Below are 12996 nucleotides of genomic sequence, written 5' to 3'. Positions count from 1 at the left end.
ACTAATTAGCTTATCTGCTTAGAAGCGGTAACCAACAGTGAACATCCAAGTGCTCATGTCTTTGTCGCTAAGTGATGTCTTAACGTTTCTGATGCTTTCTTCTTCAAATCCATCTGCACTCATATAAGCGCCTGTAAAGTTAGCTGTAGCTTGGCGGTCGCTGCGGTGGAAAGTGTAGTGTAAGTTGAAGTTCCAACCGTTGTCTAAGTGGTAGCCTAAACCAACCATTGGGCGAACCAAAGATTCACCTTTCACTGAAGATTGCAGCATACCACCTTCGTTGTTTGCAGTTGAGAATGGTGTTGGTGTCATTGCTTCCCAACCAAATGAGCCATTAGCTTTACGCTTAGAGATTTCAACACCAGCTTTAACCGCTAACTTACCTGCCGCAACGTCAAACTGGTAACCCGCGTAGATAGAGTGAGCAGAAAATTCGTCTTTACTGTTGGTGAATGCTTCTTGGCCGTCGTAGATGAATTCAGAAGACGTCTTCTCTGAAGTGCCAGTGTAGGTGTAACCCATAAGCACATCGCCATAGCCTGCTTCAACACCAGCAGCAAAGCTAGTACCAAATGCTTTGTTGTTAGAAGCACCAATCATTGGGTTGATGGTGAACTCGCTTGCAGAAACAGTTGAAGTTGCTAAAACAGCAGTAGCGATTGAAGCTAAGATGAACTTTTTCATTAAATAATCTCTCTGACTAGATTGTTGTTGCTCTTCATATGGCGCTTAGGCAATTCCATTGTTGAGCCATTTAAGTGCTTGATAAGTATGCCTTATCAAGAATGGATGAGAATGATAGTCAGAGATTCACCACTAAACTTCTTTAATGTGTTTTGTGAGTGTTACTAAAAGCGCTGTTGCAAACTTGTTGTAAACGGTAGGGGTGCTGTTACTGGTTGTTGTTGATTGTTTGCGCGGTGGTGGAATGCTTTGAATTTGTATTGAATGGGAGGCGGTGTTAACAGTCCCTTGACAACTTTTAAGGCTGCTCAGCCTATTTGGGTGGACTGGCTATCATTGAGAGCGATAACCAGTCAACCTTCATTTTGTAGAATCAGTAGTTATTTGCTGTTTAAATTAAAGCTGCCATTTGTTCTGATATACAAGGTGGTAGCAACCTCGGTTTGCAGCTGGTGGCTGAACTCGCCATTTGAGCTAACATAGCTCCCAGGTTTTAGGTTAATACTAGGTTGCTCTTTAGATTGATAGTCAAGTTCACCGGCAATCACCACGGTGCGAAATTCATCAGCCGTTACCTTTAGCTCGCCATCAAATTTGGCTGGCAGCTTGATCATGGCGCCGCCCATTTCACCTATTTTGGTACTGCCCCAAAGATAAGTAACCTGAGCGTTAGACTGATTTACAGCCGTTGCATCAGTTGGTGCTAACCACACCATATTGCTTGAGTGTTGGTTAATCGGGCGCTCACCATTGTCAAAATGCTCACTACTTGGTTGCACAAGGTAAGGGCCACTATCGATTTCTAAATAGATAAGGTTTGTTTGACCATCTGCCGCTGTAATGTGGTTTTCACCCGCTGGTTGAGTCCAAAATGAGCCGGTTGGTAGCCACATTTTTTCTGCACTCGGATCGTCGTTATGCATTAGACCGTCTATCACAACACCGCGGTATGAGATGTTGTGGATGTGCGGTGGTGATGAAAAGCCTTTTTTAAAGCGCACTAACATGCCAGTTGCGGTATTTTTAGTACGGTCGCCCCACAGGTCGGCCGCTCCCGGACTCTTGTCGCCTCTTAGTGGGTTTAAGTAACCCCAGTTTATGTCGCTGGCGCTTACCAGGTGAGATTGCTTGTCGGCTGCATAGGCTCCAGTGATGGTCACTGTAGCTGCAATGGTGCTGGTTGCTAGTAATGCCAAAGCGAGTAGAGATTTAGACGAGTCCATAAAAGCGTGATCCTATATTCTTCGAGTGTTGGTCATTGTAATGATAGTGCAGTGTTGAAAAAGAGCCTTGATAAAGAAAGACTTTCAACAAAATCTATATAAAACTAGGGCCTAGGAAGATAGAGCGACCAATTGTTCTGATAGTTGAATTGCATTACGACCTGATGCTTTGGCTTGATATAGCCTTTGGTCTGCAAGGTTGATAAGTGTGTCCAGCTGCAGCTCGCTGTTAGCCTCGCGCATGACCACGCCGCTACTGAAGTTGATATCTTGGTCGTTTGGCACGCCAATTAATGCTTGCTGGTTAAGCGCTTGATGGATCCGCTTGAGTACAGCAACAGCATGCCCCTCATTTGCCTGATCTAGCAAAATAAGCCACTCTTCACCGCCATAACGCCCAAAAGTGTCGCTTTTGCGCAGTGTTTGTTTGCAGGCGTTGGCAAAGGCTATCAGCACTTCATCGCCAGTGTCATGACCAAAGCTGTCATTGATTTGTTTAAAGTTATCTAAGTCGACCAAAATAATGGTGGCAGCACTTTGACTGTTGGCACAAATTAGTTGCCCCGCATTGATAACAGCTCTTCGGTTAGCAGCGGATGTGAGCGGGTCTTTCATCGCTAGATCGCGATAGAATTGACGATGTTTGAACTGCCTAAATAGTAGCAACGCACCCCCTAAAATGGCGAGTATTAAGTACAAGCGTTGGTTACTTTGGCTGTCGAGTTGCAGCTGTTTTAGCTGTAAGTCTTTTTTCAGCAGCTCGTTGTTTTGCTGAGCCATTTCAGTGTCAAATCGTACTTTAAGGGTTTGTAGCTTCTTCTTTTTTTCGTGCTCGTATACTGCTAACTCTTGCTCGTAATAACTTTCCATTTTGTTATATGCCTGTTGGTACTCACCCATGGCATAGGCGTTTTTGGCTTGTCGTCGCAGTAGCTTAAGCGAAGCGTTTTGAGCGTTAAGTTGACTGGCGAGTTGCTCAAGCTCAGGCAATAAAGCCTGAGCTTGCGCTATGTTGCCGGCCGCAAAATGACTGTCAAATAAACCTAGTGTGGCGCTATAGATATCTCGATTTACCCCTGTGCCAAGAAAGGCCTCGCGAGTTTCGCTATAAAGTTTTATCGCTTGCTCATAATCACCTTGTAAACGGGCAACGCTGCCGAGTCCGGCTTTGGCAAGTAAAACACCAATTTCATCGTCGATACTACGGCTGAGGCTGAAAGACTCAGCCAATGCTTGTTCTGCTAATTCGAGTTTGTTTAAGTGGCTGTATGTGATCCCCAGGTTATAGGCGATGACGGCACTACTAAATTCGTCTTTCAGCTGCTTTTTGATTGCTAAGGCTTGTTTAAAGTAGTCAATCGCCGCTAGGTCGTCGCCAAGGTAGTTGTAGAGGTTTGCCAATGAGTTAAGCACATCACTTAAATTAACCTGATCATCTAGCTCAAAGAAAATATTGTAGGCTTGCTGCATGTTTTTCAGCGATTGATCTAGCTGGTTGTGAGCATACTGGCGCTCGGCTACCGACAGATAAATTTTCCCAGCCAGGTGCCGATTACTTAACGTGGGTGCGATTTCCAGTAGTAGTTGTTTTTGTTGCTCGACCTCTTCTGAATATCCAACTGAATCACTTATGCGTTGCTGAGCGAGCTGCATCCTGATATTGAGCTCTTGAAAGTGTTGAGATTCAGTAATGGGCAAGTAGTGGTTAATTTGGGTATTTGCCTCTTCAACACGCTCCATATATGCAAGCATTTCAACTTGCACCGTTGCAGCCATCACTTCATTTTTTAGCCACTGATTATGCTGAGCAAGGCGAATGAGCTGCTCGGTTTCGGTAATGATGTCGTTAGGAGCTAATGCTTGGTCTTGTGCTAGGTATTCAATACGCTGAAGCATAGTTAGTTGGGTGACATTGCCTGCTGCAATTTCGGCTTCATCAATGATGTTACTGGGCTTGGCTACAGTTGCAAAGCTGGTTGTTAACATCACGGTTGTGATGAACAAGCGAGTATAGAATGCAAGGTGAGGTGGCATGCAGGTTAAGCCTTGAAATCTGTCCGTATCAGTACACCAGTGTCTAGACTGGTTAATTAAGCGCCACACGTTACCTTGTTAGCCTAGTTTATTCAACGCGTTTTAATGCAAAATTTACGATTATTTAATCTGTGTAACAGTTTGATACTTAAACGTTTGTTTCTGTGGTGATAGGTCTGTTAGCTTCAATTAGCTTTGATAGATTTTAACAACCTGGTCGGTCAGGCCAATAGCATTACGTCCCGATTGTTTGGCTTGATATAAACGTTCGTCTGCGAGGTTAATTAGCGTGTCTAGTCGGTGGGACTCGTGAGCAGGGTTGACTGCAACGCCACAACTAAAGTTAATGACTTTATCCTTTGGATAACCGTTGAGAGCCTGTTTGTTTAGGGTATTGTGAATTCGGCGCATTACGGCAATTACATCTTGCTCGCTGGCACGGTCAAGCAACAGTAACCATTCTTCGCCGCCGTAACGACCAAATTCATCATGTTTACGCATGGTTTGTCTGCAGGCGTGGGCAAATGCAATCAGTACTTCGTCGCCAGTGTCATGGCCATAGGTGTCGTTGATCGATTTAAAGTTATCTAAGTCGACCAATACAACTGTCGTGGAGTTAGTCTCGCAAGCACACTTTTGTTTGCCTGAACTAATAATCGCCCGGCGGTTTGCCGCAGATGTGAGCGAATCTTTCATCGCAAGGTTTCGATAGAACTGGCGATTTCTAAATTGATAAAACAGCATAATACCACCAACTAATACTGCCAATATCAGCACGAGGCGTTGGTTACTTTGTTGCTCAATTTGAAGCTGTTTTACCTGATTTTGTTTCTGCAGTAGTTGGTTTTGTTGTTGGGCTATTTCGGTATCAAAACGCACTTTTAACTGTTGAATATTGCCTTGCTTTTCCTGCTCATACTTATCTACGGTTTGCTCATGAAAGCTAAGTAGTTTGATATAAGCTTGTTCGAAGTCACCCTTTATTGCGGCGTTGTCAGCCTCACGTTTGCTCACTTTTGCATAGAAGTCATCTAAATCGAGTTGTTGCGCTAACTGTTGTAAATCCTCTAATTGTTCCCGTGCGCGCTGATATTGCTGAGTTTGGTAGAAAGCATCATGAAGTCCAAGTGTTGCTTGAAAACAACCTCTGGCTACACCAATTTGCTCAAAGCTCGATTTGGCGATGGAGAATAGTTCAATAGCTTTAGCTGTTTTCCCCTGCTTGAGTGCAATCCCGGCAATTCCCATTTGAGCAAGCGCTGTGCCGACATCATCCTTTGTTTTTTCAGTGAGCTCTATCGTTAAAGCTAGCGTTTGTTTGGCTAGATCAAATTGCCTATCTTGGGAGTAGGTTGTGCCTAGGTTATAGGCGATAACTGCAGTGCTGTAGTCGTCTTTTAGTTCTTGCTTCATCGCGAGAGCTTGCTGGTAATAACTAATCGCAGATTGTCTATCACCTAGGGCGTTATATAAGTTGGCGAGTGCATTTAAGGTGTCACTGAGTTTTACTTTGTGATCTGATGCTGCAAATAGCTGATAGGCTTTTTGCATATAGGTAAGCGATTCGCCAAAGTCGCGTTGGGCGTATTGGTATTCAGCAATACTGAGATAGACACGCCCAATTTGCGTTTGATCTGAAATTGTGGGGATTAAATCTAATAAGTGCTGAATTTGCTGCAGGGCTTCATCTGACTGTCCCATGGCGTCACTTGCCGTTAGGTAGGCTAAACGCAGGCGAATCTCTGTGGATTTATAGTGATTGGTTTGGGCTATCGGTAAGTAGCGATTAATTAGCGATAAGGCCTCTGGAATGTCTTCCATATAGCTCAGCATCGAGGCTTTTGCTGCTGCAGCCATTACCTCGTTTTTGAGCCAGTTTTTCTGTTTAGAAAGTTGCAATAGCTGCTCGGCTTCTTTGGCAATATCTGCTGGCAGCATGGTGTGATCTTCGGCGATATATAAGATACGCTCGGCAACATTTTTCTCTGTCGCGGTCGCTTCGGTAACTGAGTTTGGGGTGATATTTACCGAGGTGTATTTCATACGAGCAGCTGCATTGTCAGTCGCTATAGCCGTGTTGCTAACAAGCAACAATAGTAGCGTAAACCTGACCAACAGTTTGTGCAGCATCAATTTAGTTAACCTCCGTGTAAACTCTCACCTTTTGATATTCATAAAGGCGTATTGAATAATTCATATATTCGCAAATTTACTCGCCCACTCTAAATTATTCAATGGCTTTAACTTGCATCTTTGCGTTAATTTACATAGAGATACAAAGTGATACATTGGTTGTTGAGTCTGTGTGATCTATCTCACTGTATTGGCTCTATCGTCGTCGAGTGAGGATTTTATGACTTGTCTGTTTGGTAGCGAGCAAGAAACATCAGTGCAGTCTCTTTAGCTAGATGCAGTCGGTCACTTTCAGGTAACGGAGGTAAGTTACCTATGATATGTGACCAGAAACAATGGCCTTTCATTAGGTGCCAAATCTGCTCACTAGCAAATAAGGGGGCGCTGACTTCTAGACGACCATCTAATTTTGCCGCTTTTATCCAGCGTAGGATTGCTGTTTCTGAATCTTTCAAACGTTGCATTTCCTGGCTCATACCTGTGGTGTCGTAAAACAGGTGGCCAATTGCCATGCGGGCAACATCAATATTAACTTGTTGAGCCATTTGGTTGATTTCACCTAGTAGCAACTCCGTCAACTGACTTTGCAAGTCGCGATCGGCATCATACTCAAGCGTAGGGCGCGCGAGTGACTCTTCCCACAAGCGATTTACTAGGTGCATCACCAGCTCTTCTTTTGTTTTGAAGTGGTTGTACACGGTGCGCTTAGATACTTGCGCTTGTTCTGCAATCTTATCCATGCTCGTTGCTGCCACACCGCATTCAGTAAAAGCTTGCTGTGCGGCTTCAATTATTGCCTCACGCTTTATTTCACTGCGGGTTTTCTTTTGCTCGGTTGTCATGGTGTTGTCTCGCTGATTGCACAGGGGCATAAAAATGTTGATGAGTATTTTACACTGGGTAGTTTACTTTTCAAGATAACATGAATAAACTAAACCGTGTAGTTTACTTTTTTGAGAGGTCGAAAGGTGAAAATGACAATTGCAGCCACATTAATGGCGCTATTTGCCATCGCACTGAGCATATATACGTGCAAGTACGTCAAAGCTGAATCGGTCGTTGAAGATGAGGCAAGTACTATGAGCAAACAAAAAACCAGTGGTGACAAGTTCATCAATAGTGAAACTGAATATAAAAGTGGTTTAGGTGACATATGGCAGATTATGAAAGCCTACGCTGGAGCCAAACGCGCTGCGCCAGCACCGACGGTGCAGGTACCAGTTGTGCCATTGACCAAATCGCAGCTGATTGCTGAGTCGCATGACGCTATTTATCGTTTGGGGCACTCAACTTTGCTGATGCGTATCGATGGTGAGTTTATCTTACTTGACCCTGTATTTAGTGAGCGAGCTTCACCTGTGCAATGGGCTGGCCCTAAGCGTTTCCATCAGTCGCCAATCAGCATTGAAGAGTTGCCACAGATTAAAGCGGTGATAATCAGCCATGATCACTATGACCATCTAGATAAGGCGGCAATTAAAGCCCTGGATGAAAAAGTGGCGCACTTTGTTACCCCGTTGAAAGTGGGTGACCATATGATTGATTGGGGCATTGACGCCGCTAAGGTAACCCAGCTTGCCTGGTGGCAAGACATTGAGCTTGGTTCATTAAAGTTAACAGCGACCCCAACTCAGCATTTCTCAGGCCGTGGCTTATTAGATAGAGACCACACATTATGGGCTAGCTGGGTGATCCAAGGGCAACAGCACCGCATATTTTTTAGTGGAGACAGTGGTTATTTTGGTGGATTTAAACAGATTGGTGAGCGCTTTGGTCCGTTTGACCTAACCTTAGTGGAGACAGGCGCGTATAACGAATTGTGGAGCGATATTCACATGTTGCCTGAGCAGAGCTTGCAAGCGCATATCGATTTACAAGGTAAAACTATGTTGCCGATCCATAACGGTACGTTTGACCTAGCGCTGCATGACTGGTTTGAGCCATTAGAGAAAATCAGCCAATTGGCCCAGGCGCACAATGTAGAGCTGGTGACGCCACGTTTTGGTGAAGAAGTGGTGATTGGTGAGGCGAGTTCGACCCATGCATGGTGGAAGCCCATGCTCAGCGCTGAAACCGAAACCGCTAGTAATGGAGCAATAAAACCAGTGGCTAACAATATATAAGTCGCTGTTTTGACTAAGTTCACAAACCAGAGTTTAACTTGGTCATTTATTGATCGAATTATTAGGCAAGAGAGATTTTAACCACTAACATTTGCTTAGCATTTTACTAATTTGCGTGTCTAAGTGTCGTCAAAATTTGTGGAATGTTAATGGATTGATAACAGCGGAGCGAATCTTATTATTTGTTTACAATTTAGGGCTCACAAGTTTGTTGTGAGCCCTAAACGCCTGTGAGATAAAGGCGCCAGCTAATTTTTAAGCAATAAAAAGTATTATCCCCAAGGAATAATATGATCCACCAAAGTGGGCGAGTTAGGGGATGCATTAGGAGTATAGATAACATGCACAAAGCACTCAAAATTGCCGCTGTTGTGGCAGCCACAATGTGGCTATCAGCTTGTAACCAAGAGGCACAACAAGCTGGCCAATCACAGCAGCAAAGACCGCCCACCCCAGTTGGAGTCATTACCGTTAAAGCTGCACCTCAAGCTATTGAAGTGGAGCTACCAGGTCGTAGCCGCGCCTATTTAGAGGCTGAGGTTCGCCCGCAGGTTACAGGTATCATTACCTCACGAGGTTTCACTGAGGGCGGTATCGTTGATCAAGGTCAATCACTGTACCAAATTGACCCAGCAACTTATGAAGCAACATTGATTAGCGCTAAAGCTGATTTAGCTCGTGCTTTAGCAGCATTAAGCTCTGCGAAAGCGACTTCTGAGCGCTATGAGGCTTTGGTGCAAACCAACGCGATTAGTAAACAGGATTACGATGAAGCATTTGCTGCTTATCAAGAAGCAAAAGCTGGTGTAGTTGTAGCTGAAGCGGCAATCAATACTGCGGAAATTAATTTGCAATATACCGAAGTAAAAGCACCGATTTCAGGCCGCATTAGTAAGTCTTCAGTTACAGCTGGAGCATTGGTAACAGCAAACCAAAACTCTACACTTGCAACTATCCAGCAATTAGATCCAATTAATGTCGACATTGCCCAATCTAGTGCGCAAATGTTACGCCTCAAGTCTCAGTTACGCGCCGGTAAGTTACAGCAATCTGAAGATGCGTCTGTTTCTCTGTTGTTAGAAGATGGCACAGAATATGAACATGCTGGCGTTCTGAAGTTTGCCGAAGTCAGTGTTGATGAAGCAACTGGCTCTGTGACGATCCGTGCTGAGTTTCCAAACCCTGATGGTTTATTGCTACCAGGCATGTATGTTCGTGCCCGTTTAGATACTGGTACTGACCCTAGCGCAATTTTAGTGCCGCAAAAGGCAGTAACTCGTAACCCTAAAGGTCAGCCGATGGTCATGGTGGTTAATGCTGAAAATACTGTTGAAGTTCGCATGGTTAAAACTGCCGAAGCAATTAACAACCAATGGCGTATTGTCGATGGCTTAGTCCCTGGGGATAAGCTCATTGTTGAAGGGCTGCAGAAAATTCGCCCTGGAGCACCAGTAGCACCACAAGTCGTGTCAACTTCGACACCAACTAAATAGGAAATCGTTATGGCACGTTTTTTCATCGATCGTCCTATTTTTGCGTGGGTGATCTCTATTTTAATCATGCTGGCAGGTGTCTTAGCTATTAAAGACCTACCTGTTGCCCAATACCCAAGTATTGCGCCACCGACTGTTGTCATTGATGCTACCTACCCAGGTGCTTCCGCTAAAACCATGGAAGACACTGTAACGCAGGTTATTGAGCAACGCATGACGGGTATTGACCACTTGCGTTATATCTCTTCAAGCAGTGATAGCTTTGGTAACGCAACAATTACCCTTACCTTCAATGCTGAAGCCGACCCAGATATTGCGCAAGTACAGGTACAAAACAAGCTGCAAGCGGCGATGACGCTGCTACCACAAGAAGTTCAAGCACAAGGAGTTAACGTTAACAAGTCCAGTGCTGGCTTCTTAATGGTTGCTGCGTTTGTATCTGAAGATGGTTCGCTGGCCAAAGATGATATTTCTGATTATGTGGCTGCTAACCTACAGGATCCAATGAGCCGTGTTCCGGGCGTTGGTGAACTGCAGTTATTCGGTGCGCAATATGCTATGCGTATCTGGCTAGAACCGCTAAAACTGACGCAATATAACCTAACCAGTATTGATGTTATGGCATCGATTCGTGAGCAAAACGCTCAGGTTTCTGCGGGGCAATTAGGTGGGGCACCATCTTTACCAGGCCAGGAGTTAAATGCGACTGTTACCGCACAAAGCCGGTTACAAACTCCTGAAGAATTTAAACGCATTATTTTAAAATCTGATTCTTCAGGTGCCAATGTGTACCTTGAAGACGTTGCACGTGTTGAGCTAGGTGCAGAAAGCTACTCGGTTGAATCATTCTATAATGGCAAGCCAGCAGCTGGTTTAGCATTCAAACTCGCGACAGGGGCTAATGCGTTAGATACTGCAAATAACATCCGCGAGCGTTTAGATGAGCTCAAGCAGTATTTTCCAGCTGGGCTAGAAATTCACTACCCATATGACACAACTCCATTTGTTGAAAAGTCAATTGAGGGTGTAGTTCATACCCTGCTTGAAGCAATTGTACTGGTATTTTTGATCATGTACCTGTTCTTGCAGAACTTTAGGGCTACTTTGATCCCAACTATTGCAGTTCCTGTGGTTCTGCTTGGTACATTTGCAATTCTTTCAGCAACTGGCTTTACCATTAATACGCTAACCATGTTTGCTATGGTGTTGGCGATTGGTCTACTGGTTGATGATGCCATCGTTGTGGTGGAGAACGTCGAACGGGTAATGAGTGAAGAGGGCTTAAGTCCACTTGAAGCAACCCGGAAATCCATGGACCAAATTACCGGTGCACTAGTAGGTATTGGTTTAACGCTATCTGCGGTATTCGTTCCGATGGCGTTTATGGAAGGTTCAACCGGTGTTATTTACCGCCAGTTCTCAATCACTATTGTATCTGCAATGGCCTTGTCGGTGTTTGTTGCTATGGTGCTGACACCAGCACTTTGTGCCACCATGCTAAAACCATTACCAAAAGGTCACACTCACGCTACAACGGGATTCTTCGGCTGGTTTAACCGTAATTTTGACAAACTGACTTCGCGTTATGAAGCGAGTGTTGCGTCTATCTTGAAACGCAGCGTTCGTATGATGTTTGTCTACTTAATGATTGGTGTTGCTACCGCGTGGATTTTCCTTCGCATGCCAACTGCATTTTTGCCAGATGAAGATCAGGGCATTATGTTTACTCAGGCTATTTTGCCTACCAACTCGACCCAAGAAAGTACCATCAAGGTATTAGAAGAAATTAGTGATTTCTATCTTGAAGAGGAAGGTGAAAACGTTAAATCTGTATTTAGCGTAGCTGGTTTCAGCTTTGCAGGTATGGGCCAAAACATGGGGATGTCGTTTGTTGGTTTACATGACTGGGCTGAGCGTCAAGATCCGGGGCAAGATGTAAAATCACTTTCTGGCCGTGCAATGGCTCGCTTCTCTCAAATAAAAGAAGCATTGGTATTTGCCTTTGTACCACCTGCTGTTATTGAACTGGGTACTGCCAACGGTTTCGATTTATATCTACAAGACCGCAGTGGTCAAGGACATGACGCGCTGATCAATGCTCGTAACCAACTACTGGGTATGGCTTCTCAAAATCCTAACCTTGTAGGGGTGCGTCCTAATGGTCAGGAAGATGCGCCTATGTATGAAATCAATATCGATCAAGCAAAAATTCGTGCGTTAGGTGTCGATATTGATAACGTCAATAGCATACTGGCAACGGCCTGGGGTGGTTCTTATGTCAATGATTTCATTGACCGTGGTCGTGTGAAAAAAGTTTATGTCCAAGGTGAAGCTGCATATCGTATGCAACCCAGCGACCTAGATTCATGGTATGTGCGTAACTCAGAAGGAGAAATGGTACCGTTTTCAGCATTTGCTTCAGGGCAATGGAATTACGGTTCTCCTCAGTTACAACGCTTTAACGGTGTACCTGCGGTAAACATTCAAGGTGCAACTGTTCCGGGTTACAGCACCGGTGATGCAATGGCAGATATTGAAGCAATGGTCGCTCAGCTACCGCCTGGATTTGGCGTTGAGTGGAACGGCTTGTCATATGAAGAGCGTTTGTCAGGTAATCAGGCTCCGGCCTTGTATGCGCTATCTATTTTGGTGGTGTTCCTGGTACTTGCAGCATTATATGAAAGCTGGTCTGTGCCGTTTGCGGTTATTCTTGTGGTGCCGTTGGGTGTGATTGGTGCACTGTTGGCAATGAATGGTCGCGGGTTACCTAACGACGTATTCTTCCAGGTTGGTCTGTTGACTACAGTCGGCCTCGCAACCAAGAACGCGATTTTGATTGTAGAGTTCGCCAAAGAGTTCTATGAGAAAGGTGCGGACTTAATGGATGCAACGCTGCATGCAGTTCGTGTACGTTTACGTCCAATCCTAATGACGTCACTGGCGTTTGGTTTCGGTGTTGTACCGTTAGCGATTAGTACTGGTGTGGGCTCAGGTAGTAAAAATGCTCTAGGTACTGGTGTACTTGGCGGTATGATGAGTTCGACCTTCTTAGGTATTTTCTTAATCCCACTGTTCTTCTTCGTGGTTGAGAAAGTCTTTAGTAAACGTGAGCGTGAAGCACGTAAAAAAGCGAAACCTCAAAGCCAAGGTTAACGTGAGATAATCTTAGTTAACTGAAAAAAGCTCGGCTTATGCCGAGCTTTTTTGTTCCTGCCAATTCATAACTTACTGTTATTAATGTTACATTCAAAAAATCTAATGATATATCTGACAATTTTGTAGGTTATGTTCTTTTAAGAACAGAGC

At 44.6% G+C, this 12996-nt stretch carries 8 protein-coding genes; 3 read left to right on the top strand and 5 right to left on the bottom strand.

Annotated elements, in window-relative coordinates:
• Window positions 1-18 precede the first annotated feature (18 nt).
• The 5 genes from EXU30_RS09125 to EXU30_RS09105 form a co-directional block, all read right to left on the bottom strand.
• Window positions 19-684 (bottom strand): outer membrane beta-barrel protein, encoded by a 666-nt coding sequence (locus EXU30_RS09125; protein WP_130599359.1) that lies wholly within the window; start codon window positions 682-684, stop codon window positions 19-21.
• A gap of 380 nt (window positions 685-1064) precedes the next feature.
• The gene (locus tag EXU30_RS09120; protein ID WP_130599357.1) at window positions 1065-1907 is read right to left on the bottom strand and encodes a DUF4437 domain-containing protein; all 843 of its coding nucleotides are present in this window, start codon (window positions 1905-1907) and stop codon (window positions 1065-1067) included.
• A 111-nt stretch (window positions 1908-2018) separates the two neighbouring features.
• Entirely contained in the window at window positions 2019-3941 is a 1923-nt protein-coding gene (locus tag EXU30_RS09115) for a diguanylate cyclase (protein WP_130599355.1), read from the bottom strand.
• Between the two features lie 189 nt (window positions 3942-4130).
• Window positions 4131-6071: a GGDEF domain-containing protein gene (locus EXU30_RS09110; protein WP_130599353.1), complete on the bottom strand. Its 1941-nt coding sequence runs from the start codon at window positions 6069-6071 to the stop codon at window positions 4131-4133.
• A 221-nt stretch (window positions 6072-6292) separates the two neighbouring features.
• On the bottom strand, window positions 6293-6916 hold the full coding sequence (locus EXU30_RS09105) for a TetR/AcrR family transcriptional regulator (protein WP_130599351.1): 624 nt from the start codon (window positions 6914-6916) through the stop codon (window positions 6293-6295).
• Between the two features lie 132 nt (window positions 6917-7048).
• Between EXU30_RS09105 and EXU30_RS09100 the strand changes: the two genes are divergently transcribed.
• From EXU30_RS09100 to EXU30_RS09090, 3 genes are all read left to right on the top strand, one after another.
• The gene (locus EXU30_RS09100) at window positions 7049-8197 is read left to right on the top strand and encodes an MBL fold metallo-hydrolase (protein ID WP_242620373.1); all 1149 of its coding nucleotides are present in this window, start codon (window positions 7049-7051) and stop codon (window positions 8195-8197) included.
• A gap of 341 nt (window positions 8198-8538) precedes the next feature.
• Window positions 8539-9690, top strand: a complete 1152-nt coding sequence (locus EXU30_RS09095; protein WP_130599349.1) for an efflux RND transporter periplasmic adaptor subunit — start codon at window positions 8539-8541, stop codon at window positions 9688-9690.
• A 9-nt stretch (window positions 9691-9699) separates the two neighbouring features.
• Window positions 9700-12843, top strand: a complete 3144-nt coding sequence (locus EXU30_RS09090) for an efflux RND transporter permease subunit (RefSeq protein WP_130599347.1) — start codon at window positions 9700-9702, stop codon at window positions 12841-12843.
• Window positions 12844-12996: the final 153 nt, after the last annotated feature.

Origin of the sequence: Shewanella maritima (assembly GCF_004295345.1) — a bacterium.
Classification (GTDB): domain Bacteria; phylum Pseudomonadota; class Gammaproteobacteria; order Enterobacterales; family Shewanellaceae; genus Shewanella; species Shewanella maritima.
This window is presented reverse-complemented; position numbering and strand designations above follow the sequence as displayed.